The sequence below is a fragment of the Rhodospira trueperi genome, from assembly GCF_900101965.1.
In the GTDB taxonomy this organism is placed as follows: domain Bacteria; phylum Pseudomonadota; class Alphaproteobacteria; order Rhodospirillales; family Rhodospirillaceae; genus Rhodospira; species Rhodospira trueperi.
Window position 1 is genome coordinate 95847 of the sequence record NZ_FNAP01000008.1, and the last position, 26585, is coordinate 122431.

22 protein-coding genes are annotated in these 26585 nt (G+C 64.0%); 19 read left to right on the plus strand and 3 right to left on the minus strand.

Annotated elements, in window-relative coordinates:
* Window positions 1–39 precede the first annotated feature (39 nt).
* The 18 genes from BLS85_RS11645 to BLS85_RS11730 all read left to right on the plus strand — a co-directional run bounded on the left by BLS85_RS11645 (window position 40) and on the right by BLS85_RS11730 (window position 21535).
* Window positions 40–1044 (plus strand): type 2 periplasmic-binding domain-containing protein, encoded by a 1005-nt coding sequence (locus BLS85_RS11645; protein WP_092786454.1) that lies wholly within the window; start codon window positions 40–42, stop codon window positions 1042–1044.
* Window positions 1045–1211: 167 nt separating this feature from the next.
* Window positions 1212–1631, plus strand: coding sequence for a DUF6524 family protein (locus BLS85_RS11650; protein WP_092786456.1), 420 nt, complete (start codon window positions 1212–1214; stop codon window positions 1629–1631).
* Window positions 1632–1737: 106 nt separating this feature from the next.
* A complete protein-coding gene (locus tag BLS85_RS11655) occupies window positions 1738–3069 on the plus strand; it encodes a TMEM143 family protein (protein WP_143027170.1) in 1332 nt (443 codons plus the stop codon).
* A 149-nt stretch (window positions 3070–3218) separates the two neighbouring features.
* Window positions 3219–4343: a ParA family protein gene (locus BLS85_RS11660; protein ID WP_092786460.1), complete on the plus strand. Its 1125-nt coding sequence runs from the start codon at window positions 3219–3221 to the stop codon at window positions 4341–4343.
* Between the two features lie 119 nt (window positions 4344–4462).
* Entirely contained in the window at window positions 4463–5236 is a 774-nt protein-coding gene (locus tag BLS85_RS18735) for a hypothetical protein (RefSeq protein ID WP_176793642.1), read from the plus strand.
* A 257-nt stretch (window positions 5237–5493) separates the two neighbouring features.
* A complete protein-coding gene (locus tag BLS85_RS11670) occupies window positions 5494–7086 on the plus strand; it encodes an ATP-binding protein (RefSeq protein WP_092786464.1) in 1593 nt (530 codons plus the stop codon).
* Between the two features lie 82 nt (window positions 7087–7168).
* A complete protein-coding gene (locus tag BLS85_RS11675) occupies window positions 7169–7342 on the plus strand; it encodes a Flp family type IVb pilin (protein ID WP_245699197.1) in 174 nt (57 codons plus the stop codon).
* 810 nt (window positions 7343–8152) lie between these two features.
* Entirely contained in the window at window positions 8153–8335 is a 183-nt protein-coding gene (locus BLS85_RS11680) for a Flp family type IVb pilin (RefSeq protein ID WP_245699198.1), read from the plus strand.
* A 151-nt stretch (window positions 8336–8486) separates the two neighbouring features.
* Entirely contained in the window at window positions 8487–9023 is a 537-nt protein-coding gene (locus BLS85_RS11685) for an A24 family peptidase (RefSeq protein ID WP_092786466.1), read from the plus strand.
* A gap of 163 nt (window positions 9024–9186) precedes the next feature.
* Complete coding sequence (gene cpaB, locus BLS85_RS11690; protein WP_092786469.1) at window positions 9187–10401, plus strand: Flp pilus assembly protein CpaB; 1215 nt, start codon at window positions 9187–9189, stop codon at window positions 10399–10401.
* A gap of 105 nt (window positions 10402–10506) precedes the next feature.
* Window positions 10507–12795 (plus strand): type II and III secretion system protein family protein, encoded by a 2289-nt coding sequence (locus BLS85_RS11695; protein WP_143027172.1) that lies wholly within the window; start codon window positions 10507–10509, stop codon window positions 12793–12795.
* Window positions 12796–12800: 5 nt separating this feature from the next.
* Window positions 12801–13475, plus strand: coding sequence for a CpaD family pilus assembly lipoprotein (locus BLS85_RS11700; RefSeq protein ID WP_092786473.1), 675 nt, complete (start codon window positions 12801–12803; stop codon window positions 13473–13475).
* Window positions 13476–13545: 70 nt separating this feature from the next.
* A complete protein-coding gene (locus tag BLS85_RS11705) occupies window positions 13546–14775 on the plus strand; it encodes a CpaE/TadZ family protein (RefSeq protein ID WP_176793644.1) in 1230 nt (409 codons plus the stop codon).
* A gap of 455 nt (window positions 14776–15230) precedes the next feature.
* A complete protein-coding gene (locus tag BLS85_RS11710; protein ID WP_245699199.1) occupies window positions 15231–16541 on the plus strand; it encodes a TadA family conjugal transfer-associated ATPase in 1311 nt (436 codons plus the stop codon).
* Window positions 16534–17574 carry a type II secretion system F family protein gene (locus BLS85_RS11715; protein ID WP_143027173.1) on the plus strand — a complete coding sequence of 347 codons (1041 nt, stop codon included), beginning with the start codon at window positions 16534–16536 and terminating at the stop codon, window positions 17572–17574. Before BLS85_RS11710 ends, BLS85_RS11715 begins: the two co-directional genes overlap by 8 nt.
* 7 nt (window positions 17575–17581) lie before the next feature.
* On the plus strand, window positions 17582–18547 hold the full coding sequence (locus BLS85_RS11720) for a type II secretion system F family protein (RefSeq protein ID WP_092786481.1): 966 nt from the start codon (window positions 17582–17584) through the stop codon (window positions 18545–18547).
* A gap of 217 nt (window positions 18548–18764) precedes the next feature.
* Entirely contained in the window at window positions 18765–19874 is a 1110-nt protein-coding gene (locus tag BLS85_RS11725; RefSeq protein WP_092786483.1) for an ABC transporter substrate-binding protein, read from the plus strand.
* A gap of 8 nt (window positions 19875–19882) precedes the next feature.
* Window positions 19883–21535, plus strand: a complete 1653-nt coding sequence (locus tag BLS85_RS11730; RefSeq protein WP_092786485.1) for a sensor domain-containing diguanylate cyclase — start codon at window positions 19883–19885, stop codon at window positions 21533–21535.
* Window positions 21536–21626: 91 nt separating this feature from the next.
* Here the strand turns inward: BLS85_RS11730 and BLS85_RS11735 are convergent, their stop codons facing one another.
* The gene (locus BLS85_RS11735; RefSeq protein ID WP_143027174.1) at window positions 21627–21836 is read right to left on the minus strand and encodes a hypothetical protein; all 210 of its coding nucleotides are present in this window, start codon (window positions 21834–21836) and stop codon (window positions 21627–21629) included.
* A gap of 587 nt (window positions 21837–22423) precedes the next feature.
* The gene (locus BLS85_RS11740) at window positions 22424–23269 is read right to left on the minus strand and encodes a squalene/phytoene synthase family protein (protein WP_176793648.1); all 846 of its coding nucleotides are present in this window, start codon (window positions 23267–23269) and stop codon (window positions 22424–22426) included.
* Between the two features lie 133 nt (window positions 23270–23402).
* Between BLS85_RS11740 and BLS85_RS11745 the strand changes: the two genes are divergently transcribed.
* A complete protein-coding gene (locus tag BLS85_RS11745; RefSeq protein ID WP_092786491.1) occupies window positions 23403–23999 on the plus strand; it encodes a superoxide dismutase in 597 nt (198 codons plus the stop codon).
* A 63-nt stretch (window positions 24000–24062) separates the two neighbouring features.
* On the opposite strand, the gene BLS85_RS11750 is transcribed toward BLS85_RS11745, so the two are convergent.
* Window positions 24063–26576, minus strand: coding sequence for a glycogen/starch/alpha-glucan phosphorylase (locus BLS85_RS11750; protein ID WP_092786493.1), 2514 nt, complete (start codon window positions 26574–26576; stop codon window positions 24063–24065).
* Between the last annotated feature and the right edge of the window lie 9 nt (window positions 26577–26585).

Below are 26585 nucleotides of genomic sequence, written 5' to 3' on the forward strand. Positions count from 1 at the left end.
CTCTCAGCCGGCGGGTCCAACAACTGCAGCGGGGGAACCATGACCATCCTGACGAAATCCTGGGTCGCCGGCGCGGCCATGACGGTTGCCGTGATGTCCGGCCCGGCCAGCGCGGCCAACCCGATCTATACGGGCGGCGAGTCCGGCAGTTACTTCGGGTCCTTCGGGCCGTTGTTGCTTGAGGTCCTCAAGGGCGAGTTTTTCGATTACGAACTCAAGACGAGCGCGGGAAGCGGCGAGAACATCGAACAGGTCATGTCCAACCCGCAGGCCATCGGCATGACGCAGACCGACGTTCTGGCCTTCATGTCGGCGCAGAATCCGACCATCGCCGAGAAGGTGGCCATCATCCGCAACGATGTCGCGAACGAGTGTCTGTACGCGGTCACGTCGGAGGCCAATGTCGAGCGTCTGAGCAACTGGGGCGCCGTCTCCGGGGTCGCCCGCCGGCTGCGCTTCGCGCTTGGTCCGGAGCAGAGTGGGTCCGCCCAGACCTTCAAGCTGCTGCAAAGCTTCGACGAAGGGCTCGCCGGGGCCAGTAATGTGAGCTACATGGGCAGCACGGACGATGCTATTGATGCCGTCATCAACGATCAGGCCGACGTTGCCTTCTTCGTCCAGTTCCCCGACCCCTCCAACGCCCGGTTCGAGCGCCTGAACGACGCCAAGATGGCGTTCATTCCCGTCGTGGATCGGAACATTCTGCGCCAGCGGTTCGCGGACGGCGAGCGGGCCTATATTCCGCTTGAGGTCAAGGTGACCAGTGCCGGCCTGCTGAACTGGCGCGGTGTCGAGAAAATTGTGACGTCCTGCACGCCGCTGGCGTACATCACCGGCCGGCCGGACAGCCTGCCGGACGGCAGCGACGCGCGTCTGGACCAGGAAGAGATGATTCAGATCGTGCGAAACGCCTCCCTGGATCAGTTTCAGCCTCAGGCCGGCTGGTTCCAGTCCATGCTCGACGATCTGGTCGAGGTCTCCGAACAGGGCATCGAGAAGGCTCTGGACGCGGTGGATGAGGCCCGTCAGAAGATGAGCGAGTAGGCGCGCCAATTCGGGCGCTCGGCCCGGCTTGGTGGTGTGTGGTTCGGGCGGGGCACGGATCGGCGATCCGTTGGCCCCGCCCGCTGTCCGTGACAGTCGTGACCCTGGCGCGGAACGGGTGTCCGTGAGCGGACCCGGGGCCCGACTCGGGAGCATGGAGAGGGGTTATGGCGAGTAGTTTTACGACGACCGGGTTCGCGGTGCGCTGGGTGGTGGCGCTTGTCCTGGTCATGGCGACCTTCAATCCCACCGACTGGTCTCTGGTCGGGTGGGTGGAGACCACCGGTTTCAGTCAGGATCTTCCCCTGAAGGCGCTTCTGGCTGTCGTTCTTCTGATCGGGTTCATCATCTATTTCTGGGCGACCATGCGGTCGATCGGGAAGTTCGGCATCGGCCTGCTGGTTCTTCTATTCGTTGTTTGTGGCTGGGTGGTCGTCACCTACGCGGGGTCGGACTGGGTGACCGCGGATATCATGATCTGGATCGGACTGATCGTTGTGGCCACGATCATGGCGGTCGGCATGTCCTGGTCGCACATCTGGCGGAAGATGACCGGTCAGATCGACGTCGACGAAGCCGATATCTAAGCCGCGCGCGTCGCGGGAGGGAGGCCGGGCCACGGGCGTGGTCCGGTCGGCTCGTTTTCGGGACGCGGGTCGCCATCGGGGGATCGTGCGGTTGAGTGGGCCGGGCGTGACCACAGAGATGAAGGCGTTGTCGGAGACTGAGGCTCCGCCCAAGGAGGGCGCGTGCCGGGTGGCGTGCGAGGATGCCCCCGACACCTTCATCGCCGTGCCGCAAGGGGCCCTTGTGGAGCGTCTCGCCGACGTCTGGAAGGGCAGGGTCGAAGACGGGGCCGGGTTCGAGACGCTCTGCCGTCTGTTCGGTCTGCTGTTCCGGATCGAGGGCCGGGAGACCCTGGCGGCCCTGCGGGACGAGTACCACGGGTTCAATCCGGATCTGCCGACTCGGGCCACGGTGTGGTCCGAGGACCGGGACCATGACTACGAGCGCCTCAAGGATCGCCTGTCACGGTTGCTGGTTCAGGGCAACTTCTGCGAGATCGACGCGGATCGGCTGCGTCTGGCGGAAACCGACATGGCCGAGGTGGACGCCGAGATCCGCGTGCCCCACCATCATTACGCCGATGTTTCGTTCTTCGCCCGGGGGCGGTGCCACACCACGACCACGCGCTCCCGCTTCCTGGGTCTGATGCGGCGCACGCGTCAATCCGTTCGTCTGCGCCATGTCGTGGTGATGATCCGGTTTCACGATGCCATCGCCGAACCGCGTCGGCGTTTGCCGGTGCCCCTGATGGGGCCCCGCACGGATGCGCGCGTGTTCGAGGGGCGCGTGGTCATCAAGCTGTTCATTGATGTGGCCGAAGCCGATCTGAACATGCTCTATCCCGGTGCCCGGGCCATCATGCGTTTGCGCGACAAGCTGCTGCTTGGGGTTCCGGCGCTGGCCGGCGGCGTGCCGGTGCTCATGAACATTCTGCCCGCGCTTTCGGTGCTGTTCGTGGTGGTGGCCGCCTATCTGGGGTTCGTGGCGGGCGGTTCCGTGCCCCAGGAGGAGATGGCCAAGGCGCTTGCCGCCGTTAGCGCGCTGGCCGGCTTGGGCGGCTTCCTGATGCGGCAGTGGATCAAATTCGAGCGTCAGGTTCTGAAGTACCAGATGATGTTGACGGACAATCTTTACTACCGGAATGTTTGCAATAATGCGGCTGTTTTCGATTTTCTACTGGGGACTGCCGAGGACCAGGAATTCAAGGAGGCGTTGCTGGCCTATGTGCATATTCTGCGGGCCGATCAACCGCTTACACCGGCGGGCCTGAAGGATGCGGTCGAGGCGTGGTTGTCCGCCACGTTCGCCATTCGGGTTGAGTTCGATATTGACGACGCCCTGGATAAGCTGGCGCGCCTGGACCTGCTGGAGCGGGCGGCGGATGGGACCCTCCGGGTGGCGGCGCCCCGCGATGCCGAGGACCGTCTGCGCGCCGTCTGGACGGCGGTCGGCGCGTAAGGATTGTTCGCGATTCGAACCAACATGTGATAAGAGTCACTGTTCGTTTACAAGTCGACGCATATTCTGATGATGCGGCTTGGACAGTCGGGGGGGATCCCGTGCCGGCGGATCCTTGACCCTACGCACCCCAGAAAGGACAGCGTGTCATGCAGGTCATCGTCTTTGCATCTCAGAAAGGTGGGTCAGGAAAGACGACCCTGGCCGGCCATATGGCCGTGATGGCGGATGCCTTGGGACTGGGGCCGGTCGCCATGCTGGATACGGACCCGCAGGGCAGCCTGGCGCAGTGGTGGAACTCGCGACAGGCCGGCACGCCTCTGTTCGTGCGGTCGTCTTTGACGGAACTGCCGGAGACTCTGGCGGAACTGGATCGGCGCGGCATCAACATGGTGGTCATCGATACCCCGCCGGCGATTACCATCGCCATCCGCAGCGTGGTCGAGAACGCGGATCTCGTGGTCCTGCCCGTGCGGCCCAGTCCGCACGATCTGCGGGCGGCTGGGGCGACCGTGGATTTGGTCGAGGGGCTGGACCGGCCCTTCGTGTTCGTGGTCAACGCCGCCTCCGAACGCGCGCGAATCACCTCCAATGCCGCCGTGGCGCTGAGTCAGCATGGGACGGTGGCCCCCGTGACGGTGCACAACCGGACGGAATACGCAGCCTCGATGAGCGACGGGCGAACCGTCATGGAGGTCAATCCCGAGGGGCGCTCCGCCGAGGAAATGCGGGCGTTGTGGGACTATATCAAGGGTCGTCTTGATCGCTTGACCCGCCAGTCCGGGCAAACGCGTTCGCGTTCCAGTTCGGCGTTTGCGGACTTTGTTCGCGACACCTACGATGTGCGGGCCGGTGCGCCACAACACGCCGAGCCGATGGCGCCCGTTCCTGTTGAAAAGGAGTTGCGGCAGCCCGCCGAGGCCGGTTTCCCGGCCGAACCGGAGAGTGCGTCGGCAACTGGCGGTGGGTTTGATGCGCTCCGGGTCGTGGAGAGCGATGACCTGGACGATGACTACGTTGACGACGGGGAGGGCGACAACAGCGAACGGTCGTCAGACAGCCGAGGCGCATGGCCCTCACAGCCGTCGCCGGCACGGGCGGACAACCTGGAACTGGATGAGGAGATGTCGCGGCGTTCCGAGCGCCCGACCCGCATGCAGGCGCCGACGCCCGCCTATCCGGCGCGCGGATCGCGCCCCGTTCCCGCCCAGGGGCGGAGTCCTCTGGCATCTCAACGGCACGCCTTTGGGCGTCGCGGGAACGTGGAGGTCTGAAAATGTGCGCGGCATTCGGTCTTGATGCGCTGTTCTCCCGCAAGGGAGAAGCGGCTCCTGCTGTCCAGGCGGCCATTCCGCTCACCCGGCCCAATCGGTTCGAGGCTCTGGCCCGCACGTTGGGCCGGCAGGACGACGGTGAGCTGGAGCAGGTTGCGGACGATGAGGTGTCCGACGACGTCGACGATTGGGAGCCGGAAGACGACAATCCGGTCGCGGATGCGAACGCCGCGCAGGCGGCCGCTGCGTTTCCGCGTCCTCACATTGTTTGGGACGGCGATGCCCCCGGGGATCAAGGCGCGGCCGAAGCGGACGTCGGCGACGACGACGGCGTCGAGGATGACTCGGAGGGCGATGACGGGAGCGCGCTGCTGGACGGCGGCATGGTGACTCGCAGTGCGCCGCAGGCCGAGGTCGGACGGGATCGCCCGTGGCAGCGCGTTCGCGGATCGGCTGATGAGACGGCAGCACCGCAGCGGACAGCCAAACCGGAATACGCGCCGGCCATCCGCGAGGGACTGCCGCCCTGGATATCCCTGAAGAGCGGTCATGCGTCGCGCGAGGGGGAAGAGGTCGGCCTGTCGTTTCCGGAAGACACCGGGGATCTGGAAGTGTTCCTGTTCGGTGTCGATGAGGGCGAGGAGTTTGATCCGCAGGCTGCTGGCTTCGGCCGCGACCGGAGCGGACGGCCGCGCCGTCGACATGTCAGTGTGCGTCTTCCCGCACGCGAACATGCGCTGTTGCGTCAGTTCGCCAAGGTATGCGGAACAACGCAACAGAGCGTGGTGAGGCGGGCTGTTCTCGGGCATATGATCGAGGAGTTGAAGCGACGGCTTGAGGATGGTGGGGCGCACGCGCCCGACGCGCGCGCGGTGGGGGAAGACTCTGCCTAAACCTGTCGAAGGGATGCGCCCCGGTTCGCCGAGACTTGGCCGTTGGGCCGGGGCTCGGTTGGGCCGGGGTGCTTGCCGCTTGACCTTGGGGTGGGCGTGTCGGCCTGAACCATTTTGCCCATTGGCTATGTTGCCGACGATGGGTCTTTGAACCCGAGTGTGAAACGCGTGCCCAGGTGAGGGTTTGGATCCTGGACTGCAAATCGGGCCGGTTGTCTGATCCGGCCGCCTGAACCCAGGAAGGGGGGCAAGGCAGCATGGCCGAGGCCATAGGACATCTGACCCAAATCAAGGGATCGCGCCTGACGGCGTACGGTGATCCGGACGGTGGAATTCGGGAGGCCCGTCCCGGGCGGATGGTGCGGATCGATACCCAAGAGGGGACGGTAGTCGGTGTCATCTCGGCCGTCGGCGCCGTTGACGGGGCAGGGGGCACGCCGGCCGGCGGGCCTGTGGCCCTGAGCATCGCGGCTGTCGGTGAGGCGGAACGGGGGCAAGACGGTACTCTGGGCGCCGTGCGGCGGGGCGTGACCCGCTATCCCCGTTTGGGCGATGCCGTGGCGATGGCCACGCCAGCCGACCTGTCAGCGATCTTTGCGCCTCTGGATGAGGTGACCGTGCCCATCGGCACCGTCTACGGCGCGCCGGAGGTCCGTGCCCGCTTGAACCTTGACAGTATGCTGGGCCGTCACTTTGCGGTTCTGGGCACGACCGGGAGCGGCAAGTCCTGCGCGGTGGCGCTGCTGCTGCACCAGATTCTCGCCGAGTTTCCCCATGGGCATATCGTGGTGCTGGACCCCCACGCCGAGTATCAGGGCGCGTTCGGTGACCTTTGCCATGTTGTTGACCCGGCCGGGATGAGTCTGCCGTACTGGCTGATGACGGGGGATGAACTCGCTTCCATTTTCCTGGGCGATCGCGTTCAGGATTCCCCGGCCGACGTCATGATTCTGCTTGACGCGTTGATGTCGGCCAAGCGCAAGTCGCCCATCGGCAGCCGCAACCCTGACGAGGTCGCCGTCGATACGCCGATTCCGTATCGCCTGAGCGACCTGCGCAAGGCCCTGGACGACCAGGTCGGCAATCTAAATCGATCCGAGGATGTCCGGCCGTATCTGCGGCTGATCAACCGGCTCGATACGCTCATGGGCGATCCGCGTTTTGCCTTCATGTTCTCCGGCACGTTGATGCGCATTTCCATGGTGGACGTGATCTCGACCCTGTTGCGCATGCCGACGGAGGGAGCGCCTCTGACACTGGTGGATCTGTCCGGCGTGCCGAGCGAAGTGGTCGAGGTCGTTGTCTCGCTGTTCTGTCGGATCGTGTTTGACTTCCAGCTTTATGCATCAATGGACCGCAGCGTACCGGTGCTGTTCGTCTGCGAGGAGGCGCACCGCTACGCACCGGCGGGGACGACGGGATTGTCCGGTGCGTTCCGTGCGACTCGCCGTGCCCTTGGTCGCATTGCCAAGGAAGGGCGCAAGTACGGGCTTGGCCTTGGGCTGATCTCGCAACGACCGTCGGAGTTGGATCCGGAAATTCTGTCGCAGTGCAACACGGTCATGGCGTTGCGGCTGTCGAACGAGCGCGACCTTGCCTATGTACGCGGCACACTGCCCGACGACGCCGGAGATCTCGCCGGTGTGCTGCCGGCTTTGGGAACCGCCGAGGTGATCGTGGTCGGGGCGGGAGCGCCGATGCCGATGCGGGTCAATCTGGAAATGTTGGCGCCGGAAAAACAACCGCGAAAGGGCGCCGTATCGTTCTCGGCGAGTTGGGACAGCGAGGAGTGGGACCGGGCCTACGTCGAGGAGGTGATTTCGCGTTGGCGCTATCCACGCCAGCAGTAACGGAACCAGGGGCCTGTCGGTCGGGCGGGCAACGGCTGGTCTGGGGTGGGATCCCCGGCTGGCGAATCGGGAGGATCGGGACATGATGAGTCGGGTGTTCAGAATCATGGGGTGCCTTCGCGCGGCCGAACATGGCGCGACCGCTATTGAATACGCCTTGATCGCCGGGGGAATTGCCGTGGTGATCGTTGCCGCCGTGACGTTGGTCGGGACCGAGGTGAATGAGGCGTTCGTGGCTGTTTCCGAGGGTTTCTAGTGTGGCTGTAACGTCAAGGGTTCCGCCCTTGATGGTTTGTGGGTGTTCATTGCTGCATACGGCATCTTGTATTGCGGCCGATGCGAAGCGATCCCGTCCCGTTTGACCGGCTCGACCGGTCAAACGGGACGATTGCGTGTGACCCCCCGCGTTCGGATCGGGGCCAATCCGGGTGCTCGGCGCGTCATCCTTCGCGCATTGGGCGTTGGGTGTCTCCCCGAGTTGGCGGAACAGGAGACGCGTTCGACGTTGGCCGTTTTTTTGCCAGTTCAACCGTGCGTTGATGGCAAACCCTGTCGAGGGTGGGGCGACTCTTACGTGTGGATGTGTGTGAACGCTTGGCCAAGGGCAATGATTCTTGCCGAATCGCTTGAGATCTGTGACACTTACCCTACCGACTCTGGAAGAGTGTCTTCGGTCAGGCGCTGATCCGGCCAAAGCGTAAAGACCCTGTTAACGTCGGATTCGTAACGTGAGTGCGGCAAAGGGGCAAGGGGTTGGGTTTCCATGGGTGGGACCAGTGTTGGGACCATGTGTGGGAGCGGGGCCAAAACGCTCAGCGCGATTTGCCCCGGAGGTGGGCTTAGGTGTCGGGCCGACGTGGGTTCTATGGACCCGAAAAAAGACACCCGGTGTAACGGCGGTCACAGTATAATGCGGATCAGTGTCCTAGGATTAGTTCCACGAGGTCGCGGGAAAGGGGCCTCGGGGGAGACGAAAGCAGCGACAGCCGTTACCGCAGTGTAGTTGGCTTTTCGTCGGGATCATGAAACCGGGGCGCACGAAGGCGCCGATGAAGGAGAAGAAACCATGAGCATCATCATGACTGTTCTGTCCGCTCTGCGTCGTGACGAGAAGGGCGCGACCGCCATTGAATACGGCCTGATCGCCACCCTGATCGCCGTTGCCATCATCGCCATCGTGTCGACCGTCGGCGGCGACTTGATCAACACCTTCACCGATGTTTCCACCGGTCTGAGCGGCGCCAGCTAAGACTGATCGGTTGAGACAGGCCAAGCATCCGGCTCGGCGCCGATAGCATAGCGCGGAGCGCCGAGCCGGATCGGAGCTGAGGAACGGCCTTCCCGCAGAGGGAGGGCCGTTTCTTTTTTTGCGGGGAGCGGTTTCGTCGAAGGGGGACAACATGGAGGGGGACAGTGCCCTGGCGGCAATCGTGGTCATGGTGCTGTGTTGCGCCGCATCGGTAGAGGATGTGCTGGCGTTTCGGATTGCCGACCGCTACTCCATCTTCATAGCCGGGCTTTTTCTGCTCGTGGCGGCCGTCGGGGTCTTGGGGGGTGGGGTGTCCATCTGGACGGTTCTTCTGACCGTCGGTTGGTCGGGCCTGATCTTCATCGTCGCCACGACGCTGTTCGCGTTCGGGATGTTTGGCGGCGGAGACGTCAAGCTGCTGACGGCGGTCAGCCTTTGGGTCGTGCCCGGTGCCCTGCTGCACTTTATTCTTTATGTCGCGTTGGCTGGTGGGGTGGTGTCGCTGCTCGTTCTGCTGCTTCGCCTGCTGGTTCCATTTGCGACAAAAAAACAATGGTTTGTTCCCACTTTCTTTACCAAATTCGCAGAAGCTAATCGCGATGTGCCGTATGGTCTGGCCATTGCGGCCGGCACCGTCGTGGTGTGGATGCGCGGCGCGCTAGGGATCACGGGCGTGGCTCCACTCTGAGAGGGGGCTGTTCCGGGTCCGGGGCGCAGGCGGTTCGTGTGTGCGGAAAAGGACGGGTGTTTCGGCCCCGAATCGGCTGTGGGCCTGTCCGACGCGAAGCAGGTGAGGCGCCGTCACCGACCTGTGGCACAAGGCGCTCGTTGGAGAAAAGGAGCCCGAAGCCATGCGCGCGGTTCTGATATTGGTTCTGACCATTGCCGTTGTCGCGGCCGGTGGCGCGGTTTATCTCGTCAACAACTATCTTGAACAACAGCGCCAACTGGCCGCGGACTCGCAGGAACAGTTGCCGGTCTTCACGGGACAGCGCGTTCTGGTGGCCGACGCCAACATCGATCCGGGGTCTCCCCTGCGCTCGTCCGTGTTGCGGTGGCAACCCTGGCCGGCCGAAGACATCCTGCCGAGCTACAAGGTCATTGGGGATGTCGAGGGCCTGTCTGAGCAGGCTGTGTTCGATCAGCGGACCCGTCTGGAAGCCGAGATGACGGGCAAGATCGCGCGGCGGGCGATTGCGGCCGGGGAACCGATCACGGACAAGACGGTCTTCACGCGCGAGGATGCCAACTTCATGGCTGGCGCGCTGAACCCGGGCATGCGCGCCGTTGCCATTCCCGTGGATGAAGAGAGCGGCGCCGCCGGCTTCATCCTGCCGGGCGATCTGGTCGATGTCATCCTGACCCACGACCTCCAGAAGTCGATGCCGCGAGGATCTGGGGACTCCCGCTCGAATGCCCCGGTCTCGCGGTATCTGTCGGAGACTATTCTGGAATCGCTTCGTGTGCTTGCCGTCGACCAGATGGTCATGGATGAAGACGGGGAGCCTCAACTCGTCGACACGGTCACCGTCGAAGTCACGGCGCGGGAAGCAGAGGTCATCAATCTCGCCAAGGAAATGGGGTCCATGACCCTGACGCTGCGCGCGCTGACGGATCGGCAGGCGCCCGTCGGCTTGGCCGCGCTGTTCGGCATCGGCCCCGCCGAAGGCCCGGTGGACAGGCCATTGGTCAGTGATCGGAGCATCAGCGGTGGCCTCGATATGATGATGCGGGCGGGACAGGGCGCCGACGAGGTGGATCCGCAGCAGCTTCGCCGGGCCCAGGAACGGATCCGGGAACTCGAGACCGACCTGGAGCAGGCGCGGGCGGAGGCTGCGTCCCGTGGTGCCCAGCAGGCGAACACCGCCGCGGACACCGGTCCGGGCTGGACCGTCACCGTGTATGCCGGCGGTGAGGACAGCGAGCCGAAAGTCTACCCGCTGGCAGGGGAGGGGGAAGGCGGCGCATCCGCGAACGGTGATGACAGCCCGTGGGGCGAGCAGAGCGCGGACTCGCCGACCGGGATTACGCCGGAGATGGCGGAAGAAATCCCTATGGATGAATAATTTGTTTACAGTTTCTCATGTACAAACGGAGGAGTTTGGTGCAACATACGGTTTCAGGTAAGTTTTTTTGAATCTGGGTAATGCCTTCTCGGAGGATCGGTCGTCGTGAAAACCACCGTTGCAGGAGCGCTTCCGACCAAGGGCCGCGCGGTGGCCGCCGCCCTGGGTCTCGCCGTCTGGCCCTGTCTGATTGCCGCAGGGGCCATTGTCCCTGGTGGGTGGTGGGCTGCCGAGGCGGATGAGGCGGGCTGGATCGGAACGCTCGACCCCCTTCCTCCGGCCGAGGTGTCTTCCGCTGATGGGTCGGGATCGACGCCCTTGGTCGGGGCCCGTGAGGGGCGGGCGAACCGTCAGTCCGGGGGATTTGATCCCTTGCCGCTGGTCCAGGCGGGTTCGGCGGATCGTGATGCGACCGTTCAGCCCTCGACACAGGCGGCGGACGCCGCTGAGGGCGAGGGCGCGGACGATGGTCCCCGATGGGTCTGGAACGGCAGACAGGGGCGTTTGGCTGGTGGGGGGCAGGCGCCGTCGCGGCCCGCGCCCCAGGGTGCCATGGACGAGGTCGAAACGCAGTCGCCAGCGCAGGCAGGGGCAACGTCCAGTTCAGATCTGCCGATTGCGTTGCGTGACCTGCCGCCGCTTGCCGATCTGCCGCCGACGCCAGCCGAATCGGCCGGGGGGGCTGTTGCTACGACAGGCGTGAGCCGCGCCCAACCCCCGATCATGGCGGATCCGGGTGTGCCGCGTGAGCCTCAGCAACCCGCAACGGACTTGGCGGCGCGTCCGGCATCTCAGCGGGTCTCGACTCTGGAGGTCCCGACACAGGTCCCGACACAGGGGCCGATGCCGATCATTCGCGATGACCGCGCTGGGTCAGGGGGTCAGCCGAGGCCCGTTTCCGTGCCGCCGGCGCCAATGCCGACGGCGGAAGACCGCGCGTCCGTCCCGCCCGCTCAGCCCATTGAGGAGCTTTCGCACGGGGTCTACCGACAGGGTAACACCATCACCGCCACCGTGGGGCGGGCCGTTCATCTGGATCTCGAAAAGCCCGTCTCCAGCGTTGTCATCGGCAACCGTGGGATCGTGTCGGAAATCCTCGCCGAGCCGAAACGCGTCTTTTTGGTCGGGAATACGGTCGGCTCGACCAACGTGTTTTTCCGCGACGAACAGGGGAACGTGTTCGAATCCTATGAGATGACCGTCAAGGCGGACGTTGATGGTTTGCACCAGGCGCTGGCCGCCGTGCTGCCGGAGAACCGTGTGCGGGTGACGCCGACCCAGAGCGGCGTCGTGCTGAGCGGTCAGGTCCGCTCTGCGGTGGATGCCGCCAACGCGGCCGATGTCGCGAAGCAGTTCGTGGGTGGGCAGGGCTCGGTCGTGAATTCGCTCAACATCGCGGGCGATCAACAGGTGCTCCTGCGGGTGCGTGTCGCGGAAATGAACCGCACGGCGCGGAAGTTCCTGGCGACGGATACGAATTTTGAGGCTGGCGGCGACGATCAAAAATTCCGCAGCTTCCCCTATTTCAACCGCTCGCCACAGTCATCCGAAACCGTTACAAAGAACTACCCGTGGTATCAAGATGGTTTTATTGGGTACGAGTTTGAACCAACGTCGCCGTTTGTGTACGGGCACAACCAAGGCGACCTTACCCACCTTTTCTATGGCGCGGCGGCGGCGGCAGGCGGTCCAACCGGGTCGTTGGTGATCGGGGCCCTGGGAATCGGCGACATCACGTTCTCGACGCTAGAGGAAAAGAGCTTGGTTCGAATCCTCTCTGAACCGACTCTGACGGCGATCTCGGGCGAGACGGCCGACTTTTTGGTTGGTGGCGAATTTCCGGTTCCCAGCGGCATCGACGATACCGGCAATCCGATCATCACGTTCAAGCCATTCGGTGTCTCGCTGCAGTTCACGCCGGTGGTTCTGTCTGACAATCGTATCAGTCTGGCGATTCGAACCGAGGTCAGCCGCCGATCTGACGAGAATTCGATTCCGGTTGGCGCAACGTCAGTTCCCGGCATCAGCACGCGGCGTGCCGAAAGCACGGTCATGCTGCCGTCCGGCGGTAGTCTGATGATCGCCGGCCTGTTGCAGTCAGAGGATCGCAATGGTTTGCAGGGCGTTCCGGGTTTGATGGATCTCCCCGTTCTGGGCGCGCTGTTCCGCAGCACCGATTTTCAGAATGATCGCAGCGAATTGGTCGTCACGGTGGAGGCCTACAAGGTCCGGGCGCACCATTTCGGCGAGGATCTGGCGCTTCCGACGGACGGTTTCCCGCCGGCGGACGACATGGACATCTATCTGTTTGGTCGCCTGCATGACCGGTACGGCAGTGGCGAACCGTTGCCGTCGGTGGCTGTCGCCGCTCCCTATGGATTCATGATGGAGTAGGGCCGATGAGGAGACGCGCGCGGCAATGGGTCGGAATCGTGACGGTGGCATCGGCCTGCCTGGTTGCCCTGGGGGGATGCGAGAGCCCGCAGACCGCCGACGTCGACGAACGGTACGAGTTGCAGGCGGAACGGCGGACGTTCAAGGTGGAGGTGCCTCTGCCGGAAATGGACCGCGACGGTGGTGGCGGGGTGATCTCCATGCCTCGTGGGTTCCTGGACGAATACTTCCGTCGGGCGCGGTCGCCGATGTACGTGACGCCGGCGGTGGCCGTGTCGGCTGAGGATCGCAAGGCCCTTGGGCTGCTGATGGGTTGGCTTCATGAGCGGGGCGTGAAGACGGCGGTGCGCCCCTCCGTGTTCCCGACGGCCGGGTATGGGGTGCAGACCGTCTCGCTGTCCTTTGAAGCCTACGTGGCAATGGTCCCGCAGTGCGGCGACTGGTCCGGTCACACCGGGTTTAATCCATCGAACGCTAACCACACGAATTTCGGGTGTTCCATCAATCGGAACATCGGACTGATGCTGTCCGATCCGGGTGACATCATTGAGGCGCGCGACGCGGGCGGTGGCGACACCGGGCGCCAGATGACCGTCATCGAGAAGTATCGCGCGGGCCAGCGGACCGGCAGGGCAGGGTCGGAGGCGATCGGCGGCGGTGGCGTAGGGTTCGGGCAATGACAATACACGGATGCGACAGCGCGGCCGGCGCGACACGTCGGATCGCTTAGGGCCGAGGAGGTCTGGGGTCATGCGGATCACGGTGGAGGCGTTCGTCCAGGATGACCGGACGCGGGCGGCGGTCGATGCTGTAAGCGACGACGTGCGGATGCGGCGCTCCCGGGTGAATGTCCACGGTGGCGGACTGGCGGAGGCGCCGGCGGTTTTAGCGCGCACGGAAAGCCCGGACCTGCTGATTCTGGAGAGTGACAAACACAGTGACGGCATGATGGACGAACTTGATGCCGTCGCCGACTATGTCGCCCCAGAGAGCAGCGTGATCGTGATCGGAATCGACGACAGCATTGCGCTTTACCGCCAACTTGTTGGGATGGGGGTTGCAGATTACCTTGTGGGCCCGCCATCGGAAGAAGATCTTCTGGATGCTGTTTTGCGGGTCGGTTCGAGCGAGGCCGATCAGGCGCTGGCGCCAGTCGTGGCGGTCATGGGGGTTCGCGGCGGGGTCGGGTCCAGTACGCTGGCCTGCAACTTGGCCTACAAGCTGGGGCGGGATATTTCCGGAGAAGTCGTTCTGGTTGACCTGGACATCTCGTCAGGGACGGCGGCGATCAACCTCAATCTTTCTCCCCGGCAGTCGGCGGCTGATATTCTGGGCCAGCCCGACATGCTCGATTCCGCAGCGTTTGAACGGTACATGCAGCGGTATGATGACCATTTGGTCCTGCTTGGATCGACCGCGCAATTGGATATCGCCTTTCGGCCGCCGAGCGATGTTCTCGAAGCCCTCCTGAATGTTCTGCGACGCCAGTACGATGTGGTCGTTCTGGATCTTCCCAGACAGTGGTCGGTGTGGGTTCGGGATCTGTTGCTTGATGCGTCGGCGGTGGTGCTCGTGGCCTATCCGGACTTGAGCAATCTGCGCGATGTGCAGAAAATGACCACCTTCCTGACAGAGAAACGGAAGATGAGTCTGCCGACTTGCGTGGTGCTGAACAAAGTCGGAATGGCTCAGAAAGCCGAGTTGGCTGCCAAGGATTTCGAGGATGTTCTGGGCCGGGCACCAACGGCGAGCGTTCCATTCGAGCCCGTTCCCTTCGGGCAGGCGCTGAACAACGGCGAACCGGTGCTGAAGAAGAGTTCGAGCAAAACGTTTGTCCGCAGCATAGACCAACTGGCGGAGAGTTTGCACCTCGACCTGAAGCCGGGGACGCGGGCCTCGAGAAAGGCGCGCAAAGGATTGTTGGCGCAGTTGCTCTCGGGAGGGGGCAAGGACGGCAAAAAAAAGAAAAGGGGCGCATGAGGCAAGGGTGTTCGCGCTGGCATGGTAACGCTGCCTCAGGGATCGCTTCCGTTGGGCCGTTCGGCTCTGATACACTGCACACGCGGGCAAACCCGTTGTCGAAGGCTGGGGTCCGGTGTCCCGTGACACCCGTAGTGCCATGTCACGGGTCGCGATCCCTGGCCGGGAAGAGAGCGGGCGGGGTGAACGGCGTTGGTGTCGTGTCTCCGGGTGGGTGGTGCGCGTAGGGAGTGACCAGTGCGCGCTTGCGTGAGGAGACGGTCATGTTCGGACGCCGCGTAGAGTCGGGCGGCAGTGAAACGGGACCACCAGGAAGGCCGGCCCGGGTCGGGCCGAGTTCCAGGCGGCCGCCCGGCGGTTTGGATGGCGAACGGCGTGACAGGCCGGAGACGGACGCTCCGGCAACGCCGGATCAGAAGGCGCAGGAAAAATCCGCCGCGCCCAAGCCGGCCATTGTGATTGATGAGGCCGGTGAGGAGCGCCAACGGGCCCGAGAAAACCGGCTCGACGAAATCAAGGTTTCGGTGTTCAACAGTCTGATCGAGGCGATTGACCTCGGGCAGTTGAGCACGTTGGCCCCGGACGCCGTGCGGGAGGAGATCTCGGACGTCATCAACGAGATCATCTCGATGCAGGACGTCCTGGTCAACGCCCAGGAACAGAAACAGATCATCACGGATATCTGCAACGATATTCTGGGGTTGGGGCCTTTGGAGCCCTTGCTGGCCCGGGATGACATCGCCGATATCATGGTGAACGGTGCCGACAAGGTCTACATTGAGACGAGCGGCAAGATCGAACTCACGAGCATTAAGTTTCGCGACAATGCGCAGTTGATGAATGTTTGTCAGCGCATTGTTTCGGCGGTGGGTCGTCGGGTCGATGAAGCCAGTCCGATCTGTGACGCGCGTCTCGCGGACGGGTCGCGCGTCAACGTGATTGTGGCGCCGTTGGCCTTGGATGGGCCGACCCTGACGATCAGAAAGTTCAGAAAAGACAAGCTTACGTTCGACGAACTGGTGAAGTTCGGGTCGATCACGGCCGATGCCGCGACGATCCTGGAGGTGGCGTCGGCGTCCCGGTGCAACATTCTCATCTCGGGTGGCACGGGCTCGGGCAAGACGACCCTTCTTAACTGCCTGACGAACTACATCGATCCTGGCGAGCGCGTCATCACCTGCGAGGACGCGGCCGAGTTGCAGTTGAAGAATCCTCATGTGGTGCGCCTGGAGACACGCCCCCCGAACCTTGAGGGCGTTGGTGAAATCACCATGCGGGACCTCGTGAAGAACTGCCTGCGTATGCGGCCGGAACGAATCATTGTCGGTGAGGTGCGCGGTCCGGAGGCGTTCGATCTGCTGCAGGCCATGAACACCGGGCACGACGGCTCCATGGGGACGGTGCACGCCAACAATCCCAGGGAAGCCATCTCGCGACTGGAGAACATGATCGCCATGGGTGGTTTCGCCCTGCCGGCCAAGGCGACCCGTGAACAGATCTCGTCGGCCATCACCATTATTGTCCAGGCGTCGCGGTTGCGCGACGGCTCGCGCAAAATCGTGGATATCTCGGAAGTGATGGGCATGGAAGGGGACGTGGTCACGCTTCAGCAGCTTATGGTTTTCGAGTTTCTGGATGAAACGCCCGAGGGAAAGATCATCGGGCGCCATCGGGCGACCGGCATCCGCCCCGGCTTCTGGGATCGGGCGCGGTATTTCGGATTGGAAGACCGGTTGGCCCGCGCCCTGGAGAATGCCGGTGGCTGACGCAACTCTACCTCCTGAATTGGTTTTGGTTCTTGCTGGCGCGGGGATCATGTTGCTCTTCGTCTTTGCGCTGATCGGGGGCGTGGCGTATGTGGCGACGGAACCGCGCCGACGGATCCGACGGCGCATGGACGGCCTTGGACTGCAAAGGGCTGGCGGCGGCTCGCTGGGTGGCGGCGGCCTGATGCGAGGCCTTGGATCCGGCGGCGGCGACTCTCAGGTGCGCCAGAAGCGCATTCAGGAAAAACTGCGTGAGTTGGAACGCGACAAGGCGAATCGGGCGCGTCGGCGCAACAATCTTAAGCTCTCGCTGCTTCGGGCAGGGGTCAACATGACGCCGGGCGCTTACGTCACGGCCACCATCATGGCGGGGATCGTGTCTGCGGGCGCGGCACTCTTGTTCGGATTGCAGCCTATCGTGGCGGGCGGCATCGGGCTGACGGTGGCGTTGGGGCTGCCGAGGATGGTTCTGAAGTTCCTCGCGGGGCGGCGGCAGAAGGCGTTCACCGCCGAATTTCCGAACGCCATTGACGTGCTGGTGCGCGGGGTGCAGTCGGGCTTGCCCGTCAGTGAATGCGTGTCCATCGTCGGGCGGGAGGTCCCCGATCCCGTTGGGGCCGAATTCAGGATGATGGTGGAGGGCCAGCGGGTTGGCATGACGCTGACGGAGATCATGTCGCGCGGCCTGGAACGCATGCCGACGCCGGAGTACAAGTTCTTTGCCATCGTGCTGCAGATTCAGCAGCAGACGGGCGGCAACCTAGCCGAAACGCTGTCAGGTCTCTCCAATGTGATTCGTGAGCGCAAGCAATTGCGCAGTAAGATCAAGGCCATGTCGTCGGAGGCGAAAACCTCGGCCGGCATTATCGGGGCGCTGCCCATTATCGTGGCTGTTCTGGTGTCGATCGTCGCGCCGGATTACCTCGCACCTCTGTTCGAGACGCGCACTGGCAACCTCATCCTGTTCGGATGTCTGGCTTACATGGGGCTGGGGGTCGCAGTGATGGCGAAAATGATCAACTTCAAGCTGTGAGGGTGCTATGGAAGCGACATTTCTTGGCATTCGTGTGGAGTTGATCATCAGCGTGCTGGCGTTCGTCGGTGCCTTTGCGACTGTGGCGGCCATGGCGGTGCCGTTTTTGGCCCGTGATGCGCGGGCCGCCCGGCTTCGGACCATCACGAAAGCCCGCGAGGAACTGAGCCGCCAGCAGGTTGCCGAACTCGAGCAGAAAAGGGCTCGGTGGCGACCTCAGCGCAGTGCCACTGTCCTGCAGAACATTGTTGATAAGCTGAACCTGGAAAAACTGATTGCGCCGAAGGGTCTCAAGCAGAAACTGGTGCAGGCCGGCTACAGACAGCCGTTCGCGCCAAAGGTTTACGTAGGTCTTCGTGTCCTTCTGATGGGGGTGTTTTTGTTCGGCGGTTTTTTGTATACGACCGTCCTGGTTCAGGAGGAGATGCTCTTCCTTATGAAGATTCTCATTATGTTCGGTGCTGGAGCTGTGGGGTTTTACCTGCCACAAATTCTTCTGACGAACGCGATTACCAAACGTCGCAATGAAATGACGCTGAGTTTTCCCGATGCCCTGGATTTGCTCGTCATCAGTTCCGAAGCTGGGCTTTCCATCGAAGCCGCGTTCCATCGTGTCACAAGCGAGATCGAAGAGTCGTCGCCGGCTCTGTCAGAGGAATTCGGTCTGACAACCGCCGAACTCTCCTTCCTTGGGGACAGGCGCCGGGCCTACACCAACTTCGCTGACCGCACGGGGCTGGCATCGGCCAAGGCCCTGGCCGTCACGCTCCTTCAGTCGGAAAAATACGGAACATCGATCAGCAATGCGTTGAAGGTCCTGTCGCAGGAAAACCGAGACGAGCGTATGTCTCGAGCCGAACGGAAGGCGGCCGCCCTGCCGGCACAGTTGACGGTGCCGATGATCGTGTTCTTCCTGCCAGTCCTTTTCGTGGTGATCCTGGGTCCGGCGGGGTTGAGGATCTCGGACATGTGACCGATCGGCGCACGGCGGCGGGCCAGCCGGCCCGCCGGTTCGGATCGGTGTCGTTCGATGGGGGGCGTTCCATTTGCCCGCTGTCATGACAGCGGGACAGGCTCATGTTATAACATATATCGATTGACCAGGGGTGGTTCGGGATCTGATCCTAGCCGTGGTGAGAAACAGTGGCTTGGGCTCAAAGGAGCCCCGGCTTGGGAGGTGATCCTGCACCATGATCAACCCATGTTTCGCCGGGTGGCGCCTGCGGGGACGAGGCCGGGTCTCCGCGCTCTTATTGGCCATGTCGGTGCTCGTGACGGGGTGCGATGGTGAGACCCCGATCATGATCGGGGCGGTTCTGCCTTTGTCGGGGCCTGGGGTGTCGGTCGGCCAGGACATTCGCGACGGTCTCGATCTGGCGATTGAGCGGGTCAATGATCGGGGTGGGGTCAACGGGCGACCGCTGGTTCTGTCGGTCCAGGACGGTGCGGGTGGGCCACAGGCCGCCTGGGACGCGATTCTGGCGGGGGACCAGGAGCCTCTGCTGACTGTTGCGGGGACGAGTTCGGTCGCCGTGGCCCTGAAGCCTTTGGCGGAAGACCGGGAACGCATTCTGTTCGGCCTCGTGGCCACGGCGCCGGCACTGACGGAGGGTGCCGAATGGGTGTTCCGGTATTGGCTGACGGCCGAACAGGAACTGCCGATCATGACCTCCGTTTTGCCCGATGATGTTGGCGGCGTCGCGGTCTACTATCTCGACGATGCCTACGGTCAGTCCGTGTACGGAAATGTGCGCGAGGTGTTCACCGGGACCGAGGTGGTCGTCACGGGCGTGCCGTTCGCGCCCGCGGATACCGCGTTCGGTGCTGTCGTCGAGGCCGGTCAGGGTGCCGATGTCGCGGTCGTCGTCGGGTTTGCATCGCATATTCGGGGTGTGCTGGCGGCCCTTAAGGACAGCGGTTTCCCGGGGGTGATTGTGTCAACGACGGCGGCAGCCTTGCCGGAGGTTGTGAGCGATCCGGTGTCCGATGACGTTCTGGTGGCGGCGCCCGCGATCTTCAATCTTAGCTTCAGGTTCGCGGACGACGTGAAGCGTCTTTACGAGAGCCTCCATGGCAGACCGTTCAATCAGTACGTGGCCAACGGATATGATTTTATCATAATGCTGGCGGGACTCCTGGACGGGACGCCCGCCGACCGGGATGCATTGCGGGAACAGTTGCGGAAGGGCTTCGTTTACTCCGGGGTGTTCGGGAACGTGACGTTGCCCGCCGGGGCCCATGACATCGCCTTCCCTCTGTTTCCGGCTCGGATCCGAGACGGTGAGATCGTCTATCGGTAAGACAGCGCATGGCGACTCCACTGAATAGACTGAGTATCCGCGCGCGGCTGGTTCTGTTGGTCGGGGGCGCGCTGATCGTGTTCGCTCTGACGGGCGCTTACGCCGTGCGGTCGAGTATCGACATGCTGGAACGGATGCATGGCGAGCGCGTGGTCGAGACGGGCGAGGTGATTCTGGCCCAGATCGGGGCGAACGTGGCGTCGCGTCTCGATCAGATCGTCCGAACCGCGCGCACGCCGGCTGTGGGGGCGGCGCTGCGCGTGGCCAACGCGACGGACGGCGGACGGTCTGTGGATCCCCGGATCGGCCTGGGGGCCGAGGCCTCCCGCTCTCTGCGAGAGACGTTCATCGAATTCGATGAGCGCATCTTCGCGCGGACGGTGTTCGCGTCGGTTCTGGTGACAGGGCGGGACGGGGTCGTGGTGGCCGACACCGCCGCGTCCGAGGGACCGACGGATTTTGCGGATGCGGTCTGGTGGCGCGAGGCTCGCGAGTCCGGCCGCTACGTCGGGGGCATGGTCTCATCGTCCAACACCGGGACGGCAGGTTTGGAAGTGGCGATGCGGCTGGATGATGGCAACGGGCGCATGGTGGGGGTGGCGCGTGCCGTTCTGTCGGCGACCTGGATCACCCGGGAGGCCGCCGCCGCGACTCAGTTGCGTGACCTGGTGGATATTCTGCTGACGACGCGGGACGGGCGCCTGATCTTCTCTCGCCGGCCGTTCCGGTTCCTGGAGGATGTCTCCGATCAGGCTTTTTTCCGGCAGGCTTCCGGGCCGCGCGCGGCGGTCACTCTGACCACGGGAGGGCGGTCCCGTCTCGTGGCGCATGCGACCAACGCCAATGCCCAGGCCATCGGACCGCTGGGATGGTCGCTCTTCATCGTGGCGGATCGCGATGTGGTGTTGAGGGAACCGCATGACCTTTCGGTGCGGTTGACGATTCTTCTGGCGGTGGGCGCGGTCGTGGCGTTGCTTCTGACCGCGCTGTTGTCCGTCTCTCTGCTGAGCCCACTCGCCGCCTTGCGCGGTGCGGCGCGCGCCATGGCCGGCGGGGATCTGAGTGTCAGGGTGGAGCTGTCGGGCCGCGATGAACTGGCGGACCTGGGCGCGGCGTTCAACAACATGGCTGATCGGTTGCAGGCAAACGAGGCGGCGTTGCGCAGTCTGGCCACGACGGACGCCCTGACCGGCGTTCTGAACCGTCGCGGGTTCGTCGCTCGGGGGCGGGCGGAGTGGGGACGGTGCCGCCGCTATGGTCGGTCTCTGGCGGTGCTGGCCGTGGACATCGACCACTTCAAGGCCGTCAACGACACCCATGGCCACGATGTCGGCGATGCCGTTCTGGTGCATGTGTCGGCCCTGTGCGCCGGCGGTATGCGCACGTCGGATCTGTTCGGGCGTCTGGGCGGAGAGGAATTCTGTGCGATCCTGCCGGAAACCTCGCTGGAGGCCGCGCGCGTCCTGGCCGAGCGGCTGCGGGCCGGCGTGGAGCACGCACCGTGTCCGGTGTCGGGACTGATGGTTTCGGTGACGATCAGTATCGGTCTGGCTGTCGGGGCGGAGTCCGATGCCACGTTGGAGGCCCTGATGAAACGGGCCGATCAAGCCCTGTATGCGGCGAAACGAAACGGGCGCAACCGTGTCGAGACTTCGTCCTGACAAGAGATGGAGCGCAGAAAAACGAACGGGGCGGCGGAAGGGAGTTGCTCGCGCCGGCCCCTATCATGTGGTGCGTGATGGTTGAACCGGCTCACGGCATCCCGTTCAGACGCAGGACGGCATGGCCCCAGTCGGCGGAGGCCGGCGCCGCGATGGCGCTGCCCTGCGCTGTCAGCACATGTTCGGGGCCCGAGAGCAGACCGTGACCTGTGGTGATGGCCACATGCAGGACCATGCTCAGGCCGATGACCGCGACAACACCTCCCAGGTGTTCGAGCGGTGTGCAGGCTTCGCGTCTCATTTCCATCTCCGTTCGCATGCGATCTCCGGGCTTGGGCAATCCAACGCAATTCGGTTGGTTTTTATTTCATTTTGTCATTTGAGCAACGGTACCGGTTCGGGGCGATGTGTGCAACCCTCTGAAATGCCCAATGTTTCCAGGCGTGGCCCGCGAGGACGACGGGAAGAGGGCGATGAGGGCATCGCAGTATTGAGGCGGCTGAAAAGCAGTGATTTTTATTTGTTTCCAATGCATTGATATACCCTGTTGTGTTTCCAGATAAATCCACGAATCCACGCACGGGATCTGCTGCTTTTCCCGCCTCTGTCGGTGGTCGGGGCGGGGCTGTCGCGTGTCGAGTGACGCCTCGGCCGCCCCTGAAAAGCGCATGGCAGCCAGAACCCATTGGAATGAGTTAACGGGGTGTTCTGGCTTGTATTCAGGGTACCGAAGAGCGAACCTGTGCAGTTAAGATCATGTATCAATCGAAAACGGCGTCCGAGTCGCTTTCGAACGCGTTTCCTAAATCCGCAAGTCGCGTGGGGGAAATGCTTGGCTTGATCCCTGAGGGCCGGGGCGCGTTTCTGTCCGTGCGCCGGTTGCTCCCGTCATGCGCGACGGATCAGCCGGTCAATGACGAGACGGACGAGGGGCGGGCGCATCATCGCCACACGGCTGTCAAACGGATCATACCCGGCGCGGCGCAGGGTCCGCAGGCCGTGGCGGGCCAGAATGATCTGGCGAGCCATGGGGCGCGCCCGGGGGTCGCTGACGGTTGCCCGGTTTCGTGCGGACGCGAGGTCTTCCTCGGCCACGGCCGCCATGGCCTCCACGCCGGCCCGGATGCCGCGTCGGTCCCGGTCCTCCCCGGCCAAGACGGCGGCGGGCGTGATGCCGGCGTTCAAAAGGGTCTGCTCGGGCAGGCGCGGGCGTCCGGCGGCGATCAGGCCGGGTGTCGCGCGCGCCATGGCCACCAAGCCCCAGGCGGTCCCGGCGTGGCGGGCCATCTCGCGGCTGGCGGCATCCTCCACCCCTAGAAGGCGAACGGCCAATTCGCTCAGCATGCCGGATGTCCGTTCGGCGAGGCGCCTGACGCCCTCGGCGTCGCCCGGGGGATCCGGGGCGAGATCGTCGGCGCAGGCGTCCACAAGGTCCACCAGCAGGGTTTCGCCCCTGACGTTCAGCGCGGGCAGCACATGCGCCGCCACGGCCTCGGCGACCGGATTTCCGCGCGCCGCCGCCGCCGGGTTTCCGGCGGACACGAGATCGCGCCAGTACTGTAGGCGGAAGGCCCCGGCCATCGGTTCACTGGCGACGATGGGCACGCGCGCCAGTTCAACATGGCAGGCGAACAGGGCGAACAGGGCCGGCTGCGCCGGGGGCGGCGCCAGAAGGGCGAGGATGAAGCGGGCGTGATCCTGGCGGCGGACCTGTTCGGCGGCCGGGGACAGCACGGCATGTCCGGTGTCGCGGCGAACCGGAATTGCGGGGCCGCCACCTTCACAGGTCGGGGAGGGGCGACTATGTACGTTGGTGTTCCGATCCGTCACCGTTTGGTTTCACCCTTTCTTTCAGACGAGGTTGATAATGCCGTTCGAACTGCCTGCCCTGCCGTATGACCGATCCGCGCTGGAGCCGCACATGTCGGCGCAGACGCTGGATTTCCATCATGGAAAGCACCATCAGACCTACGTCACCAACCTCAACAACCTCACCAAGGACACGCCGATGGCCGGCATTGGCCTTGAAGAGGTGATCATGCAGTCTTGGGCCGACAAGAACACCGGCGTGTTCAACAATGCCGCCCAGGTCTGGAACCACACCTTTTTCTGGGCCGGCATGAGGCCGGGCGGCGGCGGCGCGCCAACGGGGGCGATCAAGGACAGGATCGACGCCGCGTTCGGCTCCTACGACGCCTTCAAGGATGCGTTCAAGCAGGCCGGCGCCACTCAGTTCGGGTCCGGCTGGGCATGGCTGGTGCTGGAGGGTGGCGAACTGAAGGTCACCAAGACGCCGAACGCCGAAACGCCGATGGTGAATGGTCAAACGGCTCTGCTGACCTGCGATGTCTGGGAGCACGCCTACTACCTGGACTTCCAAAACCGCCGGCCGGACTTCCTGACCACGTTCCTGGACAATCTGGTCAACTGGGACTTCGTGAACGAAAACCTGGCCAAGGCGTAAGGGGCCGCCGAAGCGGTTTCGGGCGGGAGGACATCTCCCGCCCGGCGCCAAGGCGTTGCCGCGTTACGGTGACGCCGCGTCGGCGGTCCACCCGGGCGTGGGGACGCCCCAGATGTCGGCGGCGTAATCCGCCACCGTGACGTCGCTGGAGAACTTGCCCATCCGGGCGACATTGAGGATCGCCATCCGGGTCCATGCGTCCGTATCCAGGTAGGCGCGCCCGACCCGGTCCTGACAGGCGATGTAGTCGGCATAGTCGGCGAGCAAAAGGTAATGGTCGCCATGCCGGGTCAGGCTGTCCACGATGGGGCGGTAGCGATCCGGCTCGGCATGGCTGAACCCGCCCTGGCCGATCATGTCCAGCACGGCGTGCAACTCCGGATCGCCGGTGTAGTATTGCCACGGATCGTGGCTGCCGTTGTTGCGCAGGTGCTCGGCCTTCTCCACCGGCAGGCCGAAGAAGAAGATATTTTCCTCGCCCACTTCCTCACCGATCTCGACGTTGGCGCCGTCGCGCGTGCCGATGGTCAATGCGCCGTTCAGCGCGAGTTTCATGTTGCCGGTGCCGGAGGCCTCCGTGCCGGCGGTGGAGATCTGTTCGGACAGGTCGGCGGCCGGGATGATGTGCTCGGCGACGGAGACGTTGTAGTCGGGAATGAACACGAGACGCAGGCGGTCGTTGGTGGCCGGGTCGGCGTTGATGACGCGGGCCACGTCGTGGATCAGACGAATGATTAGCTTCGCCATGTAATAGGCCGGGGCCGCCTTTCCGGCGATGATGACGGTACGCGGCGGGGCGTCGCCGGCGCGGCCCTCCTTCAGGCGCAGATACAGCGTGATGACGTGCAGGACGTTGAGAAGCTGGCGCTTGTACTCATGGATGCGCTTGACCTGGACGTCGAACAGGGTCTCCGGGTCCAGTTCCATGCCTAGGCGGGCGTCGATGTAGCGGCACAGCGCTTCCTTGTTGAGGCGTTTGACGGCCCGGAAGTCCTCCTGGAACGTCGCGTCCTCGGCCAGCGGCAGCAGGCCGCGCAGGTCGTCCAGGTGCGCCACCCAGCGGTCGCCGATGTGTCGTGTGATCAGGGCCGACAAGGGGCGGTTGGCCGACCGCAGCCAGCGCCGGGGCGTGATGCCGTTGGTCTTGTTGACGATGCGGTCGGGGAACTCGCGGTGCAACTCGGCGAAGATGCCGGCCCGCATCAGGTCGGTGTGCAGGGCCGCGACGCCGTTGACCCGATGACTGCCGACGAACGCCAGATGCGACATGCGCACGCGCCGCTCGCCGCCCTCGTCGATCATGGATAGGCGACGGACGCGGTCGTCGTCCACTTCCTTGGCGCGCGCCCGCACGCCCTCCAGGAACTGGTGATTGATCCGGTAGATGATCTCCAGGTGCCGGGGCAGCATGTTTTCCATCAGGCCGACCGGCCATGTCTCCAGGGCCTCCGGCAGCAGGGTGTGGTTGGTGTAGGCGAAGGTGCCGTTGCAGATCGCCCAGGCTTCATCCCAGCCCAGACGGTGCTCGTCCACCAGGATGCGCATCAGCTCGGGCACCGCCAGGGCCGGGTGGGTATCGTTGAGCTGGATGGCGACCTTGCGGGGGAAGGTGGTGAAGTCGTCGTGCGTGGACAGGAAGCGCCGCACGATGTCGCGCAGCGAGGCGGCGACGAAGAAATACTCCTGCTTCAGACGCAATGCCTTGCCCATGCTGGTGGAGTCGTCGGGGTAGAGCACATGCGACAGGCTCTCGGAGAAGCTTTGTTCGGCGACGGCGTTGATGTAATCGCCCTGGTTGAAGTGGCGCAGGTCGAATTCCCGGCTGGCCTGGGCCGACCACAGGCGGATGGAGTTCACCGTCCAGCATTCGTGACCGGCCACCATCAGGTCGTGAGCCTCGGCCAAGACTTCCTCGCCGCCCGCCCAGCGGCGGCCGACATGGCCGTGTTGGTCGCGGGTGTCCTCCACATGGCCATGGAACCGAACCGGCATGATGACGTCCGGGCGGTCGAAGGCCCAGACGTTGCCATAGCGCAGCCAGCGTTCCGGCATCTCCACCTGCTGGCCGTCCTCGATGTACTGCGAGAACATGCCGTAGTCGTAATAGATACCGTAGCCGAAGGCCGGGATGGACAGCGTGGTCATGCTTTCCATCAGGCAGGCCGCTAGCCGTCCAAGCCCGCCGTTCCCCAGCGCGGCTTCCGGCTCGCACTCTCGGATGGCTTCGAAATCCAGGTCCATGTCGGCCAGGGTGTGGCGGGCGAGGTCCAGCGAACCGGTGGCCAGCAGGTTGGCGTCCAGCGAGCGGCCGACCAGGAACTCCATGGAGAGGTAATAGACCCGCTTGGCATCGTTGGAGTAGGCGCGGCGCGTGCTGTCCATCCAGGTTTCGACCATCAGGTCGCGGGTCGCCAGCGCCAACGCCAGATACCAGTCCAGGTTGGTGCTGCCCACCGGCCCTTTGCCGAGAGAATGCCTGAGGTGGTCGTGGAGCCGTCGCTTCAGGTCGTCGATGTCCGCTCGGGGTGGTGCCGGGCTCTCGTCGTGCAGGGCCGTCCGCAGTGAATCGTCCGCCATGTCCCACTC